Origin of the sequence: Pseudomonas borbori (genome assembly GCF_900115555.1) — a bacterium.
GTDB lineage: Bacteria > Pseudomonadota > Gammaproteobacteria > Pseudomonadales > Pseudomonadaceae > Aquipseudomonas > Aquipseudomonas borbori.
Genome location: NZ_FOWX01000022.1, coordinates 30,935 through 52,887, shown reverse-complemented (window position 1 = coordinate 52,887; position 21,953 = coordinate 30,935). Strand labels below are relative to the sequence as shown.

Sequence of the window (21,953 nt, the reverse complement as noted above, 5' to 3'; positions counted from 1 at the left end):
CAGAATCACCCGCAGGGCGCACCGCGCGCACCACTGCTTAAAAACCTGGCGCGCACGACGCACCAGGCCTGCTGCAGATAGCCCTAGCTGCCCGCCACCGTCATCCTCTCGATCAGCACCGAGCCGGTGCGGATATTGCTGCGCAGCTCCAGGTCGTTACCCACCGCAACTATCTGCTTGAACATGTCGCGCAGGTTACCGGCGATGGTCACCTCCTGCACCGGGAACTGAATCTCGCCGTTCTCCACCCAGAAGCCGCCGGCCCCGCGCGAATAGTCGCCGGTGACCAGGTTCAGGCCCTGACCCATCAACTCGGTGACCAACAGGCCGCGGCCCATGCGCCTGAGCAGCGCCTGCTGGTCTTGTGCGCCATGGCTGACGAACAGGTTGTGCACACCGCCGGCGTTGGCCGTACTCGGCATCCCCAGCTTGCGCCCCGAGTAGGTGCCCAGCACGTAGGAGACCAGCTCGCCGCCCGCGACGAAGGGCTTGGCATAGGTGGCCAGACCATCGCCATCGAAAGAGGCACTACCGAGTGCACGGGGAATATGCGGTCGCTCATCGAGGCTCAACCAGTCGGGGAACAATTGCTGGCCCAGGGCGCCCTCGAGGAAGGATGACTTGCGGTACAGGTTGCCACCGGAAATGGCCGCGAGGAAATGCCCGAACAGCCCCGTCGCCAGCTCAGCAGAAAACAACACCGGCACTTCACAGGTCGGCACCGGGCGCGCGCCCAGGCGACTGACCGCCCGCTGCGCGGCACGCTGACCAATGCCCGCGGCATCGGCCAGCAGCTCGCCCTGGCGATTGACGTCATACCAGTAGTCGCGCTGCATCTGCCCGCCATCTTCGGCGATCATCACGCAGCTCAGGCTGTGCCGGGTGCTGGCATAGCCGGCGACAAAACCATGGCTGTTGCCATACACCCGGCAGCCCTGGTGGGTATTGAGGGTGGTGCCGTCGGCGTTCTTGATCCGCGGATCGGCGCCAAAGGCTGCCGCTTCGCAGCGCAGCGCCTGCTCGATGGCCTGCTCCGGGCTGATGGCCCAGGCGTGATACAGATCCAGTTGCGGCAGTTCGCGCGCCATCAGCGCGGCATCGGCCAAGCCCGCCGCCTCATCTTCGGAGGCGTGTTTGGCGATGGCCAGAGCCGCCGCCACGGTTTCCCGGATCGCCGCATCGCCACTCGCCGAAGTGCTGGCCGAGCCCTTGCGCTGGCCTACATACAGGGTGATGCCGAAGCCCTGGTCACGGTTGAACTCGACCGTCTCGACTTCGCCCTGACGCACCGACGTGGACAGCCCTTGCTCCACCGATACGGCTACCTCGCAGGCACTGGCGCCCTGCTTCTTCGCCTCGGCGATAATCTGTTCGACCTGGGCCTGCAACTGCGGCACGGCCTCGGGGCCGACAACGTCTACTGCACTCATAAACACTCCTAAGAATCTGTTCGGTATCTGCTGCGGCTTCGCGCGCCTAATGCGGCGGACCGAACGCTTGCAGTTGGATACTTGCTATCATGGCGGCGTTTTCCATTGGACCACCCCCATGCCTGAATATCTTGATGACTTCTCCGGCGAGAAGAGTAAAACCCAGGTCAAACGCGAGCTGCATGCCCTGCAAGACCTGGGTCAACGCCTGACCACTCTGAAGCCCGACCTGCTCAACAAACTGCCGTTGACCGACGAATTGCGCCGCGCCCTCGAAGAGGCGCCCAAACATACAGCCAATTCGGCGAAAAAACGCCATGTGCAGTTTATCGGCCGGCTGATGCGCGACCAGGACATCGAAGCGATTCTTACCCTGCTCGACCAGCTCGATGCCTCCACCCGTCAGTACAACGAGCGCTTTCATGGCCTGGAACGCTGGCGTGATCGTCTTATCAACGGCAGCGACGACACCCTGGAAGCCTTTGTTGGCGACTATCCTGCAGCAGACCGGCAGCACCTGCGTCAGCTGATCCGCCAGGCCCAGCACGAGCTGGCACAGAACAAGGCGCCAGCGGCCTCGCGCAAAATCTTCAAATACATCCGCGAACTGGACGAAACCCAGCGCGGGTTGCGTTGATCCTGGCGTGATGGTGGGTTACGCCTCCGGCTAACCCACCCTACGTCCGTGCGTTTCAGGCCCCGGTACCACCGACGGTAATCGCATCGATCTTCAGGGTCGGCTGGCCGACGCCGACCGGTACCGACTGACCGTCCTTGCCGCAGGTGCCGACGCCGCTGTCCAGGGCCAGGTCGTTGCCAACCATCGACACCCGGCCCATGGCCTCGGGGCCGTTGCCGATCAGGGTGGCGCCCTTGACCGGCGCGGTGATCTTGCCATTCTCGATCAGGTAGGCCTCGCTGGTGGAGAAGACGAACTTGCCGCTGGTGATGTCGACCTGACCGCCGCCGAGGTTGGCGCAGTAGATGCCTTTCTTCACCGAACGGATGATTTCCTCCGGGTCGCTTGCACCGGCCAGCATGTAGGTGTTGGTCATGCGCGGCATCGGCAGGTGCGCGTAGGACTCGCGGCGGCCGTTGCCGGTGCGCGCCACGCCCATCAGGCGGGCGTTCAGCTTGTCCTGCATGTAGCCCTTGAGTACGCCGTTCTCGATCAGCGTGGTGCACTGGGTCGGCGTGCCTTCGTCATCCACGCTGAGCGAACCACGCCGACCGGCCAGGGTGCCGTCGTCGACGATGGTACACAGGCTCGAGGCGACCTTCTCGCCCATGCGCCCGCTGTAGGCAGAACTGCCCTTGCGATTGAAGTCGCCCTCCAGGCCATGACCGACCGCCTCGTGCAGCAGTACCCCGGACCAGCCGGCGCCCATCACCACCGGCAGGGTGCCGGCCGGCGCTGGAATCGCCTCGAGATTGACCAGGGCCTGGCGCAGCGCCTCGCGGGCATAGCCCATGGCACGATCCTCGCTCATGAAGTAGCGGTAGTCGCTACGCCCGCCGCCACCGTGGCCGCCCCGCTCGCGGCGGCCGTTCTGCTCGACGATCACGCTGACATTGAAACGCACCAGCGGGCGAATATCGACGCTCAGACTGCCGTCCTGCGCCGCCACCAGGATGCGCTCCCAGACCCCGGCGAGGCTGACCGTGACCTGTTTGATCCGCGGATCGAGCGCACGCGTGGCCACATCGACCTGCTTGAGCAATTCGACCTTCTGCGCCCGGCCGATCACGTCCAGCGGGTTCTCCGGCGCATACAAGGCGGTGACCTGCGGGCTGCTGAAGGCCTGCACCCGCGCGTTCTGCCCGGCCCGGGCAATCGAGCGGGCGGCACGGGCGGCCTGACTCAGGGCCTCGGCGGTGATGGCGTTGCTGTAGGCAAAGCCGGTCTTCTCGCCGGACTGGGCACGCACGCCGACGCCCTGATCGAGGTTGAAACTGCCTTCCTTGACGATGCCGTCCTCCAGCACCCAGGTCTCGGACACCTGGCTCTGGAAATACAGATCGGCCGCATCGATACCGGGGCCGGACAACTCGCCCAGCACCCCGGGCAGCTGGTCGAGGGTCAAGCCGCCCGGGCCCAGCAGATGCTCACTCACCGTCAACAACATCTCGCTCATAACTGCTTTATCCCATTCATGACTGCTGCAAACCTGGCAACCGTGGTTCGGCCGCTGCAAAAAATCGTCTATGCCGGCTGACCGGCATGCGCTGGCGAATCGCCGCCTGTTCGGCGGCATCACGGCCAGCCTGCAAGACCGCCTCGCCGCGTGCCTGCTCGGCCAACACTCGGCCCCAGGGGTCGACGATGGCCGAATGGCCGAAGGTCTCGCGCCCGCCCGGATGAGTGCCGCCCTGGCCGGCGGCCAGCAGGTAGCACTGGGTCTCGATGGCGCGGGCGCGTACCAGTATCTGCCAGTGCGCCGCACCGGTCAGCGCGGTAAAAGCCGCCGGCACGCTGATCAACTCCGCCCCGGCTTCACGCAGGGCGCCATACAACTCAGGAAAACGCAGGTCGTAGCACACCGTCAAACCCAGGCGCCCAACGGGCGTATCCGCCACCACGATCCGCTCGCCATGGGCAAAGTCATCGGACTCGCGGTAACGGCCCTGACGATCGCCAACCTCGACATCGAACAGGTGCAGCTTGTCGTAACGCGCCACCTGCTCGCCATGCTCGTCGAGCAATAGGCAACAGGCCCGCGCCTTGGCCTCGGGCTCACCAGCGGGCGGCAACGGCAAGGTGCCGGCCACTATCCATAACCTGAGGTCGCGGGCGGCCTGTTTCAACCAGGGCAGGATCGGCCCCTCACCGCGCGCCTCGCTACGACCCAGCGCAGCCAGGTCGCGGCGGCCCATAGCGGCAAAGTTCTCCGGCAATACCACCAGGCGTGCCCCGCCCGCCGCGGCCTGTTCGAGCAGGCGCCGGGCCTGGAGCAGATTGGCCAGCACATCGGCCTGGCTGACCATTTGAATCACCGCGAGGTTCATGCGCGCTCCTGCTCGGCGGATGCTTGGGTCTTCAGCTTACAAGCCATGGCCATCGACTGCATCGTCTGGCGCAACGGCTATTCAATGGTCGGTCAACGTGGTTTCTCGAAGGGCTTGTCGAAACTGATCTGCGGATCCTGCCAGCGGCCCTTGACGTCGTATTGCACGCTGGCAAAACGCGCCACCCGATCGCCCAGCAGTTTGTCCACCACGAACAACGCCCCACCAATGGCTGGCGCGCCGACGATCAACGCCGCCAGCGGCAAATTGTTGCTCACCGGCAAGGTCACCAGCAGCTTGGCATCGATCAGGTCATCGGCCAGGTTCAGGGTACCGTCCAACTCCAGATTACTCGATGGACCGGTCACGGTAATGGGGGTGCGGGTAACGTACACGCCATCGCTGGCGACCAGCAGCCCCTTGACCCGATCATAGCTCCACCCCTTGCCGAACAGGTCGGAAAAGTCCAGGCGCAGGCGGCGGCTAATGGAATTGAAGTTGAGCAGGCCAAATACCCGCAGCGCCGATGCGGTGCCTTGCACTTCGGTGAACTGCCCCTTGTTCAAGGTTGCATCCATGCTCCCGGAAAAGCGCTTGAGACCGAACCAGGCCGGCGAACCGGGCCAACGGCCGTCGACATCCAGATGAAAGCTTTCACTGCTGACTGTCGGGGCAAAGTTCCAGGCCAGCAGCACATCGGCCAGTTGCTTGCCCTGCATGCGCCCCTTGTACCAACTGCTGCTGGCCTCTGCCGTGCCCTGCCAGCCGGCGCTGCCGGTCAGTTGCAGGCCTTTGAGCTCCAGGTTCAGGTCGTTGAACTGTACCCCGGAGGCGTTTGGCCGCGCTTTCAGCGACCACGCCCCCAGCGCCTCGGTACCTTGCAGCACCCGGGCAATGCGCAGATCGAGAGCGGGAATCTGCCGCGGATCGACGCCAAGCAGCGGATCCGGCTTGTCCTCGACCACGGCATCCTTGGCGGCGGCCGGCGGCAAACGCAGGTAGTCCAGATTGACCGCGATCGGCGTCGCGCCGGCATCCGGCAAGTCGACCCGCCCCTTCAGCAGTTGGCTATCCAGGTTGAGCGCCCAGGCCGCCGGCGCACGCTTGAGCCGTACCGCCAGGTCGTCGAGCGTGCTGCCAAAGCCACTGAACCGACCGATCTGCAGTTGCGCGTCCTCGAACACCTGCTGCGCATCCTCGCGCGGCATACCGGCATAAGGCTTGAGCGCCGCCTGCCAGGCCGACCAATCCAGCTCGCTGACTTGTCCGCGCAAGCGCACACCCTTCGCCGCCGGCAACAGCGCCGGGCCATCCCCCAGGCGCAGCTCGCCGCGGCCCTCGGCGAGCTGGCCGGGCGGAGCGGCGAAGGCCAGGCTCGCCAGGTCGGCATAATCCAGCCAATAGCGGCGCTCGCCGCCATTCAGGGTCATGCGCCAGTCGGCATAGCTGCGCTCGGTTGCGCGCTTGCCGAACGGGGCCGGCAGCGCGATGGTCACGCCCTGGAGACTGGAATCCACCCGCAACTGGCTGTCGGCGCCGTCCAGGCTCAGGCGCAGGCGATAGGGCAAGGTACCGCTCACAGGTAATGGCGCGGTCACGCCCAACCAGTCCGTCAGGTTGTTCAGCGGCACCTGGCCGTTGGCCTCGATACGCGTATGCGCCCGGCCGCGGGCACCTTCCGCCGTGGCCTTGCCGCGCACGGCATGGCCGAGGACTTGGGCGCGAATATCAGGGGCACTCAAGCCGCTGGCCGTGTCGTAGCGAAAGACGCCCTGCAGTTGGGAGAACTCCAGCTCGGGGTTGCTCAATTTGAGCCGCGCACCTTGGCTGGCGAAGTCGACTATCACGTCCGCCGGCTGCCCTTTGCGCAGCGGCAGATCGAGCTTGAGCCGGCCCGACAGCGGGCCATCGCCCTGCCAGCCGGCGAAGGTTTCGGCGGTGCCCATGGGCGCATCCTGGAGAATCTTCAGGGCATCGACGACACTGCTTTGCAGCTCGCTGGTGAGCAGCAGCCGCGGAGCCTGCCCCGGCGCCGCGCGGGGAATGTCGGCGGCGGCGTTGCGCACCCGGCTATCGAGGATGCGGCCCTCGACCACCCGCACCCGCACCCCGCTGTCCTCGATCAACACCTCGCCACGCGCCTCGCGCAGTGCCGGCCAGCCCGGCTGGAAGGCCAGCTCGGCATCCTCCACGGCGAAGTACAGGCTGAGGCTGCGCGCGGCGTCGGCGGCACCCTTGTTCAGCGAGCCCTGATACTGAAAATAACCCTGATTGACCTTGCCGCCGCGAATTGCAGCCTTCAGCCAGTCGGCCAGTTCCGCACTCAAGCCAGGCGCACGGGTCGGCAGGTATTTCTCGGTATAACGCGCATCGCCGTCACGCAGGCCGACGCGCAGGTCCATATAGTCCTCGGCCTCGGGATCGAACATCAGGCGAATCAGGAAGTCGCCGGCAATCGGCCCCTCTTCGCCGAGCACCTGCAGATAGGGGCTGCGCAGGGTGAAGGCCTGTTTGTCCAGTTGCCAGGTCAGCCGGGCATTGGCCTGACTGTACAACCAGGGTTCGGGGAACAGCGTGGCCAGGTGCAGGGAGAAGTTTTCGCTGGCCAGGCGCAGCTCGCCCTGCCCCAGGTCGCCGGCCACACTGCCACTGATGTTTTTTGCCGCCGGCGAAGCCAGGTAGGCGGCAAAGCCGATGCGCTCGAGATTGGCGGCGAACTGCAGGCGTTTGTCGCCCTCGACCCGGGGCCGGTAGTCCACCCGGATATTGCGCAAGACGCCCTGCGGCTGCAGGTTGTCGAGCAGGGCCAGGCCCTTGTCCGGCAAGGGCGCCAGGGCGTCGACCAGCGGCAACAGCGGCGCCAGATCGAGGTGATCGACGCCGAGCGACCACTGCTCTTGGGCCTCACTGCTGTCCTGATGATGGCTGATGGCCAGCTGCACCTCGCCCCAGCGAGTCTCGTCCAGACTCAGCGCCAGATCGTCCAGCAGCAGCTCGAAGCCCTGTTCGCTCCGCTCGAAATAGCCGTTGAGGGCGAGGTTCTGCACCCGCACCGCCTCACGCCCGGCGTAGGCGCCGGCCAATTGCGGCGCGTGCAGGCGGCTGACGGCACGTTGCAAGGCGCCATCGGCCCAGGATAGCCAGACTTCACCGCCGGCCTGCAACTGCTCGAGGCGCCACTCGCGCGTCAGGCTCGGCGGCAGCCAGCGCGCCCAATCGCTTTGCGGCAGGCTCAGGTACAGTGCGGCTTGCACCTCGCGCCAGCGCTCGGCCTGCATACGGGTGCGCAACTGCAGTGCCACCGGCTGGCCGTCGGGCAGCAGCAGGCGCGCATCCAGACGCTGACGACTCGCGCCATTGCGCAGGGTCAGGTTGACGTAAGTCAGGGTCATAGCCGGCAGCTCATGGGCTTGCAGCGTCACCTGGCTGTTCAGCAGCGACAGGCGATTCACCGCCTGCAACTGCTGCAATAGCCGAGCGACATCCAGGGCTGCAGGTGCGCTGCGTTGTGGCAGCCCCTTTACCGTCCAGGCGCCCTGCTCGTCCTGCTGCAGGCTGAACTGCAAGCCTTCCAGCTCCAGCGTGGCCAGCCGCGGCTGGCCCGTCGACAGGCTGGCGAGCACGTCCGGCACCAGCCGCACCTGATCCAGGCGCAGCGCACTGGCGCCCTCGCCCAGTTGCACGTCATGGGCGATCAGCAGTGGCGCGAAGCCCTGCCAACGTCCCTCCAGCCGACCGATGCGCAACGGCATAGCGAGCGCAGCGGAGGCCCGGTCTTCGGCCTCCAGGCGATACTCGGCGACCCAGGGCACCAGCTCGCGACCGAGGCTGACATACAGCGCGGCGAGCACCAGGCCCAGCGCGAACGAGCCCAGCCCCCAGCGCAACGCCGCGATCAGCCAACGGGCCAGACGCGTCATGTCAGTTCATACCCTGAACACGGACGGCCGCGTCACAACAGCACCACATCGTATTGCTCCTGGGAGTACATGGTCTCGACCTGAAACTTGATGGTACGACCGATAAAGGCTTCCAGGTCGGCGACATTGCCCGACTCCTCATCGAGCAGGCGGTCCACCACCTTCTGGTTGGCCAACACCCGATAGCCCTCGGCCTGGTATGCGCGGGCCTCACGCAGGATCTCGCGGAAGATCTCGTAGCAGGTGGTCTCCGGGGTCTTCATCTTGCCGCGCCCCTGGCAGCATCCGCATGGCTCGCAGAGCACCTGTTCGAGGCTTTCGCGGGTGCGCTTGCGGGTCATCTGCACCAGGCCCAGCTCGGTGATGCCGATGATGTTGGTCTTGGCGTGATCGCGCTCCAGCTGTTTCTCCAGGGTGCGCAGCACCTGGCGCTGGTGCTCTTCGTCTTCCATGTCGATGAAGTCGATGATGATGATGCCGCCGAGATTGCGCAGACGCAGCTGACGGGCGATGGCGGTGGCCGCTTCGAGGTTGGTCTTGAAGATGGTTTCTTCGAGGGTGCGGTGACCGACGAAGGCGCCGGTATTGACGTCGATGGTGCTCATCGCCTCGGCCGGATCGATGACCAGGTAACCACCGGACTTGAGCGGCACCTTGCGCTCCAGCGCCCGCTGGATCTCGTCCTCGACTCCGTACAAATCGAAAATCGGTCGCTCGCCCGGGTAATGCTCCAGGCGATCGGCGATTTCCGGCATCAACTCGTCGACGAACTGGGTAATCTTCTGGAAGGTTTCCCGCGAGTCGATGCGGATCTTCTCGGTGCGCAGGCCGACCAGATCGCGCAGGGTGCGCAGGGCCAGGCTGAGGTCTTCATAGATCACCGACGGGGCCGGCGCGCTCTGCTTCTGCGCGGCGATCTGATCCCACAGGCGGCGCAGGTAGCGGATGTCGACCAGGATTTCATCGGCGCCCACGCCATCGGCGGCGGTGCGCAGGATGAAGCCGCCGGCTTCGGCGATGCCTTCGGCCGCCACACAATCGGCCACCACCTGCTTGAGACGTTCGCGCTCGGCTTCGTCCTCGATCTTCAGGGAGATGCCGACATGACTGGTGCGCGGCATGTACACCAGGTAGCGCGAAGGGATCGACAGCTGGGTGGTCAGGCGCGCGCCCTTGCTGCCGATCGGGTCCTTGGTGACCTGCACCACCAGCGCCTGGCCTTCATGGACCAGGGCGCTGATGCTTTCCACCGCGCTGCCTTCACGGCTGGAAATTTCCGAAGCATGGATAAAGGCGGCGCGATCCAGGCCGATGTCGACGAACGCCGCCTGCATGCCCGGCAGCACACGCACCACCTTGCCCTTGTAGATGTTGCCGACGATTCCGCGGCGCTGCGTGCGCTCGACGTGTACCTCTTGCAGCACGCCGTTTTCCACCACTGCCACGCGTGATTCCATCGGCGTGATATTGATCAGGATCTCTTCACTCATGGCTCTATCTCTGCTCCGACGAAGCGACAAGCCGGGGAACGCAAGCCTTCTGCGAAAGCATCCACTCACCCGCGGCCTGTACCCTCTTGACTGTGGACTGGCAACTGCTGCCAGCACGGAATAGCAAATTCTGCGAGCAACTCGGCGGTTTCGCCCAGGGGCAAGCCCACCACGGCCGAATAACTGCCGTGCAACTGGCTGACGAACACGGCCGCCAAGCCCTGGATAGCATAACTGCCGGCCTTGTCCCTGGGCTCGCCGGTGGCCCAATAGGCCTCGATCTCTGCACGCGTCAACAGGCGAAAGCGCACCCGCGTGCCTACCACCCGCGCAGCCACCCTGGTGGTCGACGCCAGGGCCACCGCGGTCAGCACCAGATGCTCGCGACCGGACAGCGCGCTCAGGGTCGCCACGGCTTCGTCGCGGTCCAGCGGCTTGCCGAGAATGCGTCCATCGAGAATCACGGCGGTATCGGCACCGAGCACCACCGCATCACCCGGATCAGCCAGAGCGGCCAGTCCGGCCTGCGCCTTGGCGCGGGCCAGACGCTCTACATAGGCGCGGGGAGGCTCTTCTGGCAATGAATTTTCATCGATGGGGACGCTTAGCGGGCTAAAGAGCACGCCGATCTGGGTCAACAATTCGCGACGTCGCGGCGAGCCGGAAGCCAGATAAAGCGTGGTCATGCGGACTTCTCCCTGTCGAATGCGTGCAGGGCCAGCCGCACTCAATTAACGCTGAGGCGCTTGTGCACGCCGCGCAGAATGACACAGACCCACGGCCACAGCAGTGCGCTGACCAGTGCCGGCAAAACGAACGCCAGGGTCGGCGGACGGCTACCGGTCAAGGCATTGAGCCACAGCTGAACCAGTTGAGCCAGGCCGAACACCACCAGCAGCACCATGCTCTGTTGCCACATGGGGAACATGCGCAAGCGCTGGTGCAGGCTCAGCACCAGGAAAGTCACCAGGGTAAGAATCAGGGCGTTCTGCCCCAGCAGCGTACCGTTCAGCACATCGGCCAGCAGACCGACGCACCAGGCCGTGGTCATGCCCACCCGGTGCGGCAAGGCCAGCACCCAGTAGGTCAGGAACAACGCCAGCCACAACGGCCGGCCGACCTCCATGAACTTGGGCAAGGTGGCCACGCTGAGGAGCAGGGCCAGGGCCAGGCTGAGCCAGATCACCCAGACGTTGCGCGCGCGCAGAGCGATCATTGGCGAGGTTCCGCTGCAGTAGTGGGGGAAGTAACTGGCGCATCGCTCGCGGCAGCAGGGGCTGCAAGCGTTGCTGGCGACGCACCTGCGGCCTGCTCGCGGGCCTGACGATCCGCAGCCTCCTGCGCCTCGGCCGAATCGCTGGCGCGCTGCTCGGGGCTGCGCGGGTCGGTGAACACCAGAAGCATGTAGCGGCTGCGATTCAGGTTGGCCGTCGGCATGGCGCGGACAATCGCGAACGGCTGGCCGGAGTCGTGAATCACCTCGGTGACCACGGCCACCGGGTAGCCCGCGGGAAAACGCTGGCCCAGGCCGGAACTGAGCAACAGGTCGCCTTCCTTGACGTCCGCGGTATCGGCCACATGGCGCAACTCCAGGCGCTCCGGGTTACCGGTGCCACTGGCGATGGCGCGCAGGCCGTTGCGGTTGACCTGCACCGGGATGCTGTGGGTGGTGTCGGTGAGCAACAACACCCGCGAGGTGTAGGGCATCACCTCGACCACCTGGCCCATCAGGCCGCGCGCATCGAGCACCGGCTGACCGAGCAGCACGCCATCCTTGCTGCCCTTGTCGATCAGGATGCGGTGGGTGAAGGGGTTGGGGTCGATGCCGATCAGCTCGGTGGCCAGCACATCGTCGTCGACCAGCGCCGACGAATTGAGCAACTCGCGCAAGCGCACGTTCTGCTCGGTCAACGCCGCGAGCTTCTGCAGGCGCCGCTGCAGCATCAGACTCTCGGCCTTGAGCTTCTCATTCTCGGCCGCCAGTTCGCTGCGCGAGCTGAGCTCCTGGGTGGCGCCGTCCCACAGGGTCACCGGCAAACGGCCGAGCCAGTAGACCGGCTCGACAATCAGCCCCAACTGGCTGCGCAGCGGCTGCAACACGCTGAGCCGCGCATCCACCACCATCAGCGCAGCCGATAGCACGGCGAACACCAACAGGCGCACACCGAGCGAAGGACCTTTGGCAAATAGCGGTTTGATGGCGAGTTCCCCTCAAGCGTCAAGCAGCAAACAAAAAGCTGCAAGCGAGTGACAACCCGGCTTGCAGCTCGAGACTTGGCGCAGACGGCTCACTCCGTGGACAGCAGATCCATGGTGTGGCGATCCATCATGTCCAGGGCCTTGCCGCCGCCACGGGCGACGCAGGTCAGCGGATCTTCGGCAACGATCACCGGCAGACCGGTTTCCTGGGCCAGCAACTTGTCCAGATCACGCAACAAGGCACCACCACCGGTCAACACCAGGCCACGCTCGGCGATATCCGACGCCAGCTCCGGCGGCGACTGCTCCAGCGCGCTCTTGACCGCCTGGACGATGGTGGCCAGGGATTCCTGCAGGGCTTCCAGCACTTCATTGGAGTTGAGGGTGAAGGCGCGCGGCACGCCTTCGGCCAGGTTGCGGCCACGCACGTCGACTTCGCGAACTTCGCCGCCCGGGTAGGCGGTGCCGATTTCCTGCTTGATCCGCTCGGCGGTGGACTCGCCGATCAGCGAACCGTAGTTGCGCCGCACGTAGGTGATGATGGCCTCGTCGAAACGGTCGCCACCGACCCGCACGGACTCGGCGTAGACCACGCCGTTCAGCGAGATCAGCGCGATTTCCGTGGTACCGCCGCCGATATCGACGACCATCGAGCCACGGGCCTCTTCCACCGGCAGGCCGGCACCGATAGCGGCGGCCATCGGCTCTTCGATCAGGAACACTTCGCGGGCACCGGCACCCAGGGCCGATTCGCGGATGGCACGGCGCTCCACCTGGGTGGACTTGCACGGCACGCAGATCAGCACGCGCGGCGAAGGCTGCAGAAAGCTGTTCTCGTGCACCTTATTGATGAAGTACTGCAACATCTTCTCGCACACGCTGAAATCGGCGATCACGCCATCCTTCATCGGCCGGATGGCCGCGATATTGCCGGGGGTGCGACCGAGCATGCGCTTGGCTTCGGTACCGACAGCAACGACGCTCTTCTGGTTGCCGTGGGTACGGATGGCTACGACCGAGGGCTCGTTCAGGACGATACCGCGCTCGCGCACATAGATCAGGGTATTGGCAGTGCCCAGGTCGATCGACAGATCGCTGGAAAACATGCCACGCAGTTTTTTGAACATGGGATAGGGACCCTAGGCAACGCGTGGGTAAAAAGCAGCGCGCGGGTAACGCGCAGGTAAAGTGTGCACAACGCACGCGCGGCTAACGCGCAGATAACCAACCGCGTGGCGACGCGCGAATAGTCAACCGCGCAGCGACGCGCGAATAAAAAGTGCGGCAAACTCTAACAACGACAGGGATTTTGAGCAAGGCGGCAATATGTTAGATTGCCTGTTTTTCGGGGCTTTACGGCCCATCATCGCGGCCTTTGACACCCGCTCATGGAATCCGTTCCCTGCACAGCTCAGACATGGCGACCCGCGCACATTTCTATTGGCTGCCCTCTACTGGAGAACCTCAATGGCGCTTGAACGCTCCGAGGTGGAAAAAATCGCCCATCTGGCCCGATTGGGCCTTAATGAAAGCGAAATTCCACGCACGACCGAGACCCTCAACAACATTCTTGGCCTGATCGATCAAATGCAGGCGGTCGACACCACGGCTATCGAGCCACTGGCTCACCCCCTGGAAGCGACCCAGCGCCTGCGCGCCGACGTGGTGACAGAAGAAAACCACCGCGACGCCTACCAGGCGATCGCCCCGGCCGTGGAGAACGGCCTGTACCTGGTTCCCAAGGTGATTGAGTGATGCATCGACTGACCCTGGCTGAAATCGCCCGCGCCCTGGCTGCCAAACAGTTCTCCGCCGAGGAACTGACCCGCGAGTTGCTGACACGCATCGAACGACTCGACCCGCAACTCAACAGCTTCATCAGCGTCACCGCAGAGCTGGCCCTCGGCCAGGCCAAGGCCGCCGATGCGCGCCGCGCCGCGGGTGAAACCGGCGCCCTGCTCGGTGCACCGATCGGCCACAAGGACCTGTTCTGCACCAAAGACGTGCTGACCAGCTGCGGCTCGAAGATCCTCACCGGTTTCAAGGCGCCCTACGACGCCACCGTGGTGGAGAAACTCGCCAGCGCCGGTGCCGTGACCCTGGGCAAACTGAACATGGACGAGTTCGCCATGGGCTCGGCCAACGAGTCCAGTCACTACGGCCCGGTGCACAATCCCTGGGACCTGACCCGCGTACCGGGCGGCTCCTCCGGCGGCTCGGCCGCGGCGATCGCCGCACGTCTGCTGCCGGCCGCCACCGGCACCGACACCGGCGGCTCGATCCGCCAGCCGGCGGCGCTGACCAACCTCACCGGAATCAAACCGACCTACGGCCGGGTATCCCGCTGGGGCATGATCGCCTACGCCTCCAGCCTCGATCAGGGCGGCCCCCTGGCGCGCTCCGCCGAAGACTGCGCACTGATGCTGCAAGCCATGGCCGGTTTCGACCCCAAGGACTCCACCAGCGTCGAGCAGCCGGTGGACGACTACCTGACCGCCCTGAACCAGCCGCTGAACGGCCTGCGTATCGGCCTGCCCAGGGAATACTTCGGCAGCGGCCTCGATGCCCGCATCGGCGAGAAGGTGCTAGCCGTGGTCGAGGAGCTGAAGAAACTCGGCGCCACCATCAAGGACATCAGTCTGCCCAATATGCAGCACGCGATTCCGGCCTATTACGTGATCGCCCCGGCCGAGGCCAGCTCCAACCTGTCGCGCTTCGACGGCGTGCGCTTTGGCTACCGCTGCGAAAACCCGGTCAACCTCGAAGACCTGTACAAGCGCTCGCGTGGCGAAGGCTTCGGCGCGGAAGTCAAACGCCGAATCATGGTCGGCACCTACGCGCTGTCCGCCGGTTACTACGACGCCTACTACCTGAAGGCGCAGAAAATCCGCCGCCTGATCAAGAACGACTTCGTGTCCGCCTTCGACGAGGTCGACGTGATCCTCGGCCCGACCACGCCGAACCTGGCCTGGAAGCTCGGCGAGAAGAACCACGACCCGGTCGCCGCCTATCTGGAAGACATCTACACCATCACCGCCAACCTGGCCGGCATCCCCGGCCTGTCGATGCCGGCCGGCTTCGTCGACGGTCTGCCGGTGGGTGTGCAACTGCTCGCCCCTTACTTCCAGGAAGGCCGCTTGCTCAACGTCGCCCACCAGTACCAACAGGTCACTGACTGGCACACACAAGCTCCGGCTGGATTCTGAGGACGACACGCATGCAATGGGAAACCGTAATCGGGCTGGAAATTCACGCCCAGCTCAGCACCCAATCGAAGATCTTTTCCGCCAGCGCCATCGCCTTCGGTGCCGAGCCCAACACCCAGGCCAGCCTGATCGACCTCGGCATGCCCGGCACATTGCCGGTGCTGAATGCCGAAGCGGTACGCATGGCCTGCAAGTTCGGCCTGGCCATCGACGCGCATATCGCGCCGCAGAACGTCTTCGCCCGTAAGAACTACTTCTACCCGGACCTGCCCAAGGGCTACCAGACCAGCCAGATGGATCACCCCATCGTCGGCAAGGGCTTCCTCGACATCACCCTGGAAGACGGCAGCAACAAGCGCATCGGCATCACCCGCGCGCACCTGGAAGAAGACGCCGGCAAGAGCCTGCACGAAGACTTCCACGGCATGAGCGGCATCGACCTCAACCGCGCCGGCACGCCGCTGCTGGAGATCGTTTCCGAGCCGGACATCCGTTCGGCCAAGGAAGCCGTGGCCTACGTCAAGGCGATCCACGCCCTGGTGCGCTACCTCGGCATCTGCGACGGCAACATGGCCGAAGGCTCGCTGCGCTGTGACTGCAACGTCTCGGTACGGCCCAAGGGCCAGGCCGAGTTTGGCACCCGCGCCGAGATCAAGAACGTCAACTCCTTCCGCTTTATCGAAAAAGCCATCAACCACGAAGTGCAACGGCAGATCGAGCTGATCGAGGACGGCGGCAAGGTGGTCCAGGAAACCCGCCTGTACGACCCGAACAAGGATCAGACGCGCTCCATGCGCAGCAAGGAAGAAGCCAACGACTACCGTTACTTCCCCTGCCCCGACCTGCTGCCGGTGGTGATCGAGCAGAGCTTCCTCGACCAGATCCGCGCCAGCCTGCCGGAGCTGCCGGTTGAGAAGCGCGCGCGTTTCCAGGAGCAGTTCGGCCTGTCCGCCTACGACGCCAACGTATTGGCCGCCAGTCGCGAACTGGCCGACTACTTCGAGGCGGTCAACGGCGTGTGCGGCGATGCCAAGCTGGCGGCCAACTGGGTGATGGGCGAACTGTCCAGCCTGCTCAACAAGGACAACCTGGAAATCGAACAGTCGCCAGTGTCCGCCGAGCAGCTGGGCGGGATGATCCTGCGGATCAAGGACAACACCATCAGCGGCAAGATCGCCAAGATGGTGTTCGAGGCCCTGGCTGCAGGCGAAGGTACGACGGCCGATGACGTCATCGAGAAAAAAGGCCTCAAGCAGGTCACCGACTCCGGCGCCATCGAGTCGATGCTCGACGAGGTGCTGGCGGCCAACGCCGAGCAGGTCGAACAGTACCGCGCCAGCGACGAAGCCAAGCGCGGCAAGATGTTCGGCTTCTTCGTCGGCCAGGCGATGAAGGCCTCCAAGGGCAAGGCCAACCCCGGCCAGGTGAACCAACTGCTGAAGAACAAACTCGAAGGGTAAACCTTGCTGTAGCGAACTACGCCGGGGGCTGCCCGGCGTTGTTCTATTCGTAGGATGGGTTGAGCGCAGCGATACCCATCGAAGCGAGGCCCCCAATACATCTACATGCCCGGAACCCTATGCGCTTACTGATCCTGTTCGCCACTGCCCTCTTGCTCAGCGCGTGCGCCAGCCAGGGCATCGACCGTCAGGGCTACCGCGCCGAAGGCAAGGCTTCGTATTACGGCGCCCGCCACCATGGCAGGAAAACCGCCAGCGGCGAGCGTTTCGACCAGCACGCCCTCACCGCCGCCCACCGCAGCCTGCCCTTCGGCAGCCGCGTATTGGTGACCAACCTGCGCAACGACAAAAGCGTGGTGGTACGCATCAACGACCGTGGTCCCTTCGTCAGAGGCCGCATCATCGACTTGTCGCACAAGGCCGCAGCGCAAATCGACATGCTCCGCGCCGGCGTGGTGCCGGTGCGCGTCGAGCAACTGGCTGACTGAGCCCGATCCCAGAAACATACAGACACGCGCAACACTGGCGCAGCGCCCGCGGATGATTAAACTAGCCGCACTTTTCCGGAGCCCCTCGCAATGACCCTGATGACCTTCGTCTACCTGATCGCCGGCCTGGTATTGCTGGTTGCCGGCGCCGAGGTGCTGGTGCGCGGCGCCGCCAAACTGGCGGCGCAATTCGGCATTCCGCCCCTGGTGATCGGCCTGACCGTGGTGGCCTTCGGTACCAGCGCGCCGGAAACCGCCGTCAGCGTACAGGCCGCCCTGAACGGCAGCGGCGACCTGGCCATCGGCAACGTGATCGGCAGCAATATCGCCAACGTCCTGCTGATCCTCGGCATGACCGCCCTGATTGCCCCCTTGATCGTCTCGCGGCAACTGATCCGCCTCGATGTACCGATCATGATCGGCGCCAGCCTGGTGGTTTACGCCCTGGCCTGGGATGGCAACTTGAGTACGCTCGACGGCGCCCTGCTGTTCGCCGGCGTGCTGGCCTACACCGGCTTCCTGATCATCAGCAGCCTGAGGGACAAGAGCACCGATGAAGACGATGAGTTCGCCAAGGAGTTCGGCCTGCACGAAGCGCCCAAGCCCTATGCCTGGCTGATCAACCTGGCCCTGATCGGCGCCGGCCTGGTGCTGCTGGTGGGCGGCTCCAACCTCCTGGTCGAAGGCGCCGTCAGCCTGGCCCGCGCCCTGGGCCTGTCCGAGCTGATCATCGGCCTGACCGTGGTCGCCATCGGCACTTCGCTGCCGGAGCTGGCGACCTCGATCATGGCCGCCTTGCGCGGCGAGCGGGATATCGCCGTGGGCAATATCGTCGGCAGCAACATCTTCAACCTGCTCTGTGTGCTGGGCCTGGCCTCGCTGGTGTCGCCGCTGCCGATCTCGGTGTCGCCGAACGCCCTGGCCTTCGACTTCCCGGTGATGATTGCCGTGGCCGTGGCCTGCCTGCCGATCTTCTTTGCCGGCTACCGCATCAATCGCTGGGAAGGCCTGCTGTTTCTCGCCTACTACCTGGCCTACACCCTCTACCTGGTGCTGTTCGCCACCGGCCGGCCATTTGCCCAGACCTTCGGCGACGCCATGCTCGGTTATGTGCTGCCGCTGACGGCAGTGACCCTGGTGGTGATCGCCGGACGCGCCTGGCATAAACAGCGCGAGAGCTTTTAGACCGCTGATCCGATGAATATCGCCGCGCTCACCCGCCACATCCTACGGATGTAGCGGCCAGGCTTTTGTAGGATATGGTTGAGCGCAGCGATACCCATCGATCGGTTGTGCAGGCGCCGGGTTTTATTGGTTTGTCGCAGATCGTTGTGATGGGTATCGCTTCGCTCAACGCCATCCTACAAAACCACCCGTGGATGGTGCGAACCCCTTTAGACCGGCGAAGCGATACTCATAACAGCGATCCGCGATCAACGCCTGAGCCTTGCCCAGCAGCCCCTAGATCCAGCCCACCCACTGCAACAGCAGCAAACCGATATTGATGGTCAGCACCGCCGCCAGGGTGGTGATCACGATGATCGCCGCCGCCAACTGATGGTTGCCATTCACCGCCCGCGCCATGACGAAGCTGGCGGCAGCCGTGGGGCTGGCGAAATAGAGGAACAGGATCGCCAGTTCCGCGTCGCGAAAGCCCCACAGCCAGGCGCCCAGGGTCGCCAGCAAGGGCAGCCAGACCATCTTCATCAAGCTCGAACTGATGGCAATGCCGCTGCTCTTGCGCAACGAGGCCAGGCTCAGGGTGCCGCCGATACAGATCAACGCCAGCGGCAGGGTCATCTGCGCGAAGTACTGGGTCGAGATCATCAGCCAGTCCGGCAGCGGCAGGCGCCAGTAGGCGATCGGCATCGCCGCCAGCACGCCGATGATCAGCGGATTGCTCAGGATGCTCTTGCCGATGGCCCAGGGACCGGACTTGACGTGCGGACTGTAGATCGCCAGGACGATGGCCGAGAGGCTGTTGTAGCAGAGGATCACCACCCCACCCAACACCGCACCGAGCGACAGGCCGTAATCGCCATACAGGCTGGTGGCCAGCGCCAGACCGACAATGCCGTTATTGCCGCGAAACGCGCCCTGGGTGTAGATACCGCGATCCACCTGCGGACAGCGCCAGATGGCCCAGCCCCAGGCGATCAGGAAACACGCCAGGGTCGCCAGCACGAAATAGCCGAGCAACGCCGGCTGCAAGGCCGTGCTCAGGTCCGCCTTGACGATGCCGAGAAACAGCAGAGCCGGCATGGTGCCGCGAAACACCAGCGAGGATGCGGTATTGATAAAGGCATCGTCGATCCAGCCCAGGCGCTTGAGCGCCACGCCGAGAAACAACATCGAGAACACCGGCGCGGTGATGGCGAGGGTTTGCTGGACGACGGCGAACATGACGAGCCCTGGGCGGCGGATTTAGTTAGGGGGCTAATCATAACAGCAGAAGAGGTGCGACAAACTGACAGTATCCGCACGTAGGCGGATCTTCGTCCGAACTACGATTTTCGCCTGCTCCGACGCCGCACTGTCGCGCAGCAAACTGGGTGCGCGCGGAGCCCGCCGTCTAGGAGTGGCCCATGGCCGCGATAGAGCCTGTCGCCAAAAGCATCGCGGGCATGGCCCGCTCCTACGTCCGGCGCCGGTCTCAGCGCTTGACCGGGCGCTTCTGCAATTTGCGCTGCAGGGTGCGTCTATGCATACCGAGGGCGCGAGCGGTGGCGGAGATGTTGCCTTCGTGCTCGGCCAGCACGCGCTGGATATGTTCCCACTGCAGGCGGTCCACCGACATCGGGTTTTCCGGCACCAGGCTGTCCAGGTCGGCGTGCTGGGTCAGCAGCGCGGCCAGCACGTCGTCGGCATCGGCCGGCTTGCACAGGTAGTTGCAGGCGCCGCGCTTGATCGCCTCCACCGCGGTGGCGATGCTCGAATAGCCGGTGAGAATCACCACGCGCATCTCCGCATCCAGCTCCAGCAGCTTGGGCAGCAGCACCAGGCCGGAGTCGCCTTCCATCTTCAAATCGAGCACCGCGTAATCCGGCAGATCCCGCTCGGCCAGGGCCAGGCCTTCCTCGGCCGAGCCGGCGGTGGACACGCGCAGGCCGCGCCGACTCATGGCCCTTGCCAGCACCCGGGTGAAGGTCGGGTCGTCATCGACCAGCAGCAGATGGGGTTGTTCTTCGCCTTCGAACAGGACTTCGTCACTCATACTCAATACTTCCTCAGGCTCTGGCATAGGCGCGCGGCAACTTCAGCTCGGTGAGCGTGCCGCCTTCTTCGTGGTTATACAACTTTACCGTGCCGCCGGCACGGGTGACGCTGGCCTGACTGAGAAACAGCCCCAAGCCGAAGCCCTTGCCCTTGGTGGTGAAAAACGGCCGGCCGAGCTGTTCGGCGATGGCCAGCGGCACGCCGGCGCCGAAGTCGCGGATGCTCAGGCGCAGCCACTGGTGATCCCAGTCGAGGCGAATGTCCAGCTTGTCCGGGCAGGCGTCGGCAGCGTTGTTCAGCAGGTTGAGCAGCGCCTGGGTCAGGTCGGCCGGCGGCATTATGCGCGGCGGCGTGCCCAGCCCCAGGCACTGGTAACGATAGCTGGCCTCGGGGCGCATCAGGTGCCAGCGATTGAGGGTGGTTTCCAGCCACTCGACACAGGACTGCTCGATCACCGCCTGGCGCCGGTCCGCCTCGGCGGCGCGCACCAGCTGCTGCAGGGTTTCCTTGCACAGCTTGACCTGCTCCTGCAGCACCGCCAGGTCTTCCTGCAACAGCGGGTCCCGATGTTCGCGGCGCAGCTCCTTGATCAGCACGCTCATGGTCGCCAGTGGCGTACCCAGCTCATGGGCGGCGCCGGCAGCCTGGGTGGCGACCGCCAGCAACTGCTGGTCGCGCAGGCCTTCCTCGCGGCGTTCGGCGCGCAACTCTTCCTGATCGCGCAGTTCCTCGGCCATCTTGGCGACGAAGAAGGTGATCAGCCCCGCGGCCAGGGCGAAACTCAGCCACATGCCGTAGATCAACAGGCTCTCGCGCGGGCCGGACGGCAAGCCCAGCGGGTGCGACCACACCAGCAGCAGGGTGTAGCCGGCCAGTGCCAGCCCCGACAGGGTCATGGTGTAGAGCCAGGGCAAGGTCGCCGCGGCGATGGTCAGCGGCACCAGGTAATAGGAGACGAAGGGGTTGGTCGAGCCACCCGAGTAATACAGCAGCACGCTGTGGATGATCAGGTCGCAGCCCAGCTGTACCGAGTACTCCAGCTCGGTGACCGGCCAGGGGCCGCGCAGCCGCAAGGCGGTCAGCAGGCACAGCCCCAGCGAGACGCCGAGGGTGATGCTCAGTTCCTGCCAGGGCAAGGGCAGCAACCCGGAATTGTAGGCCAGCCCCACCGAGCCGGCCTGGGCGGCCAGCACCAGGATACGGATCAGGGTCAGGCGCCAGAGATTTTGCCGGCTGGCCGACAGCAACTGCACGGGTGCGAGCATGGGCTCTCCAAAAAGGGCTCGGGGGCCGAGCCCGGCGAGTATAACCAAGGCTCCGCCCGGCCCGCTGCGACAACTGGCCGCAGTGCAGAGCCGGCGAACGTAGCGTGCGCCGCGCCACAACGCCGGATACCGGTGCGCACGGCGCACCCTACGCTGGTTGCACGAGACATACAGACCGGCAATGAACCGGATTTAACCCGAACAGTCGAAGCGCTACGTCTACCCTTGGCATCACGCCTAACTCTCTGTATCCACATCGCTCACAAGGAATCG

The 21,953-nt window shown here is 64.8% G+C and carries 18 protein-coding genes; 6 read left to right on the top strand and 12 right to left on the bottom strand.

The window, feature by feature from the left end; all coding sequences use genetic code 11:
* Positions 1–83 precede the first annotated feature (83 nt).
* Positions 84–1,430, bottom strand: a complete 1,347-nt coding sequence (pmbA, locus tag BM315_RS16130) for a metalloprotease PmbA (RefSeq protein WP_090502797.1) — start codon at positions 1,428–1,430, stop codon at positions 84–86.
* Between the two features lie 118 nt (positions 1,431–1,548).
* Between pmbA and yjgA the strand changes: the two genes are divergently transcribed.
* Positions 1,549–2,067, top strand: a complete 519-nt coding sequence (gene yjgA, locus BM315_RS16125; RefSeq protein ID WP_090502795.1) for a ribosome biogenesis factor YjgA — start codon at positions 1,549–1,551, stop codon at positions 2,065–2,067.
* Positions 2,068–2,122: 55 nt separating this feature from the next.
* Here the strand turns inward: yjgA and tldD are convergent, their stop codons facing one another.
* The 8 genes from tldD to mreB form a co-directional block, all read right to left on the bottom strand.
* On the bottom strand, positions 2,123–3,565 hold the full coding sequence (gene tldD, locus BM315_RS16120; protein WP_090502793.1) for a metalloprotease TldD: 1,443 nt from the start codon (positions 3,563–3,565) through the stop codon (positions 2,123–2,125).
* 16 nt (positions 3,566–3,581) lie between these two features.
* The gene (locus tag BM315_RS16115) at positions 3,582–4,436 is read right to left on the bottom strand and encodes a carbon-nitrogen hydrolase family protein (protein WP_090502792.1); all 855 of its coding nucleotides are present in this window, start codon (positions 4,434–4,436) and stop codon (positions 3,582–3,584) included.
* A 92-nt stretch (positions 4,437–4,528) separates the two neighbouring features.
* A complete protein-coding gene (locus BM315_RS16110) occupies positions 4,529–8,356 on the bottom strand; it encodes a YhdP family protein (RefSeq protein ID WP_090502789.1) in 3,828 nt (1,275 codons plus the stop codon).
* Between the two features lie 32 nt (positions 8,357–8,388).
* Positions 8,389–9,846, bottom strand: a complete 1,458-nt coding sequence (gene rng / locus BM315_RS16105) for a ribonuclease G (protein ID WP_090502788.1) — start codon at positions 9,844–9,846, stop codon at positions 8,389–8,391.
* Between the two features lie 65 nt (positions 9,847–9,911).
* The gene (locus BM315_RS16100) at positions 9,912–10,532 is read right to left on the bottom strand and encodes a Maf family protein (protein ID WP_090502786.1); all 621 of its coding nucleotides are present in this window, start codon (positions 10,530–10,532) and stop codon (positions 9,912–9,914) included.
* Positions 10,533–10,573: 41 nt separating this feature from the next.
* Positions 10,574–11,062 carry a rod shape-determining protein MreD gene (gene mreD / locus BM315_RS16095; protein WP_090502784.1) on the bottom strand — a complete coding sequence of 163 codons (489 nt, stop codon included), beginning with the start codon at positions 11,060–11,062 and terminating at the stop codon, positions 10,574–10,576.
* Positions 11,059–12,009, bottom strand: a complete 951-nt coding sequence (mreC, locus tag BM315_RS16090) for a rod shape-determining protein MreC (protein WP_244527316.1) — start codon at positions 12,007–12,009, stop codon at positions 11,059–11,061. The genes mreD and mreC overlap by 4 nt, the downstream gene beginning before the upstream one ends.
* 125 nt (positions 12,010–12,134) lie before the next feature.
* Positions 12,135–13,172 (bottom strand): rod shape-determining protein MreB, encoded by a 1,038-nt coding sequence (gene mreB / locus BM315_RS16085; protein ID WP_079203152.1) that lies wholly within the window; start codon positions 13,170–13,172, stop codon positions 12,135–12,137.
* 340 nt (positions 13,173–13,512) lie between these two features.
* Between mreB and gatC the strand changes: the two genes are divergently transcribed.
* From gatC to BM315_RS16060, 5 genes are all read left to right on the top strand, one after another.
* The gene (gatC, locus tag BM315_RS16080; protein WP_090502780.1) at positions 13,513–13,800 is read left to right on the top strand and encodes an Asp-tRNA(Asn)/Glu-tRNA(Gln) amidotransferase subunit GatC; all 288 of its coding nucleotides are present in this window, start codon (positions 13,513–13,515) and stop codon (positions 13,798–13,800) included.
* On the top strand, positions 13,797–15,251 hold the full coding sequence (gatA, locus tag BM315_RS16075) for an Asp-tRNA(Asn)/Glu-tRNA(Gln) amidotransferase subunit GatA (RefSeq protein WP_170862234.1): 1,455 nt from the start codon (positions 13,797–13,799) through the stop codon (positions 15,249–15,251). The genes gatC and gatA overlap by 4 nt, the downstream gene beginning before the upstream one ends.
* Before the next feature lie 11 nt (positions 15,252–15,262).
* The gene (gene gatB, locus BM315_RS16070; RefSeq protein WP_090502776.1) at positions 15,263–16,711 is read left to right on the top strand and encodes an Asp-tRNA(Asn)/Glu-tRNA(Gln) amidotransferase subunit GatB; all 1,449 of its coding nucleotides are present in this window, start codon (positions 15,263–15,265) and stop codon (positions 16,709–16,711) included.
* Between the two features lie 119 nt (positions 16,712–16,830).
* Positions 16,831–17,199, top strand: a complete 369-nt coding sequence (locus tag BM315_RS16065; RefSeq protein WP_090502774.1) for a septal ring lytic transglycosylase RlpA family protein — start codon at positions 16,831–16,833, stop codon at positions 17,197–17,199.
* Positions 17,200–17,289: 90 nt separating this feature from the next.
* Positions 17,290–18,384, top strand: a complete 1,095-nt coding sequence (locus BM315_RS16060; protein ID WP_090502771.1) for a calcium/sodium antiporter — start codon at positions 17,290–17,292, stop codon at positions 18,382–18,384.
* A 276-nt stretch (positions 18,385–18,660) separates the two neighbouring features.
* On the opposite strand, the gene BM315_RS16055 is transcribed toward BM315_RS16060, so the two are convergent.
* From BM315_RS16055 to BM315_RS16045, 3 genes are all read right to left on the bottom strand, one after another.
* Positions 18,661–19,602, bottom strand: a complete 942-nt coding sequence (locus tag BM315_RS16055) for an AEC family transporter (protein ID WP_090502769.1) — start codon at positions 19,600–19,602, stop codon at positions 18,661–18,663.
* A gap of 250 nt (positions 19,603–19,852) precedes the next feature.
* Complete coding sequence (locus BM315_RS16050) at positions 19,853–20,413, bottom strand: response regulator transcription factor (protein ID WP_090502767.1); 561 nt, start codon at positions 20,411–20,413, stop codon at positions 19,853–19,855.
* 13 nt (positions 20,414–20,426) lie between these two features.
* Positions 20,427–21,680 carry an ATP-binding protein gene (locus BM315_RS16045; RefSeq protein ID WP_090502765.1) on the bottom strand — a complete coding sequence of 418 codons (1,254 nt, stop codon included), beginning with the start codon at positions 21,678–21,680 and terminating at the stop codon, positions 20,427–20,429.
* Positions 21,681–21,953: the final 273 nt, after the last annotated feature.

Excerpts from the sequence above, each read along its gene's own strand:
- BM315_RS16045 (WP_090502765.1), bottom strand. The coding sequence starts at position 21,680 with ATGCTCGCACCCGTGCAGTTGCTGTCGGCCAGCCGGCAAAATCTCTGG.
- gatB (WP_090502776.1), top strand. The coding sequence starts at position 15,263 with ATGCAATGGGAAACCGTAATCGGGCTGGAAATTCACGCCCAGCTCAGC.
- BM315_RS16055 (WP_090502769.1), bottom strand. The coding sequence starts at position 19,602 with ATGTTCGCCGTCGTCCAGCAAACCCTCGCCATCACCGCGCCGGTGTTC.
- BM315_RS16065 (WP_090502774.1), top strand. The coding sequence starts at position 16,831 with ATGCGCTTACTGATCCTGTTCGCCACTGCCCTCTTGCTCAGCGCGTGC.
- rng (WP_090502788.1), bottom strand. The coding sequence starts at position 9,846 with ATGAGTGAAGAGATCCTGATCAATATCACGCCGATGGAATCACGCGTG.
- mreD (WP_090502784.1), bottom strand. The coding sequence starts at position 11,062 with ATGATCGCTCTGCGCGCGCGCAACGTCTGGGTGATCTGGCTCAGCCTG.
- pmbA (WP_090502797.1), bottom strand. The coding sequence starts at position 1,430 with ATGAGTGCAGTAGACGTTGTCGGCCCCGAGGCCGTGCCGCAGTTGCAG.
- BM315_RS16060 (WP_090502771.1), top strand. The coding sequence starts at position 17,290 with ATGACCCTGATGACCTTCGTCTACCTGATCGCCGGCCTGGTATTGCTG.
- BM315_RS16050 (WP_090502767.1), bottom strand. The coding sequence starts at position 20,413 with ATGAGTGACGAAGTCCTGTTCGAAGGCGAAGAACAACCCCATCTGCTG.
- tldD (WP_090502793.1), bottom strand. The coding sequence starts at position 3,565 with ATGAGCGAGATGTTGTTGACGGTGAGTGAGCATCTGCTGGGCCCGGGC.
- gatC (WP_090502780.1), top strand. The coding sequence starts at position 13,513 with ATGGCGCTTGAACGCTCCGAGGTGGAAAAAATCGCCCATCTGGCCCGA.
- BM315_RS16110 (WP_090502789.1), bottom strand. The coding sequence starts at position 8,356 with ATGACGCGTCTGGCCCGTTGGCTGATCGCGGCGTTGCGCTGGGGGCTG.
- BM315_RS16100 (WP_090502786.1), bottom strand. The coding sequence starts at position 10,532 with ATGACCACGCTTTATCTGGCTTCCGGCTCGCCGCGACGTCGCGAATTG.
- yjgA (WP_090502795.1), top strand. The coding sequence starts at position 1,549 with ATGCCTGAATATCTTGATGACTTCTCCGGCGAGAAGAGTAAAACCCAG.
- mreB (WP_079203152.1), bottom strand. The coding sequence starts at position 13,172 with ATGTTCAAAAAACTGCGTGGCATGTTTTCCAGCGATCTGTCGATCGAC.
- BM315_RS16115 (WP_090502792.1), bottom strand. The coding sequence starts at position 4,436 with ATGAACCTCGCGGTGATTCAAATGGTCAGCCAGGCCGATGTGCTGGCC.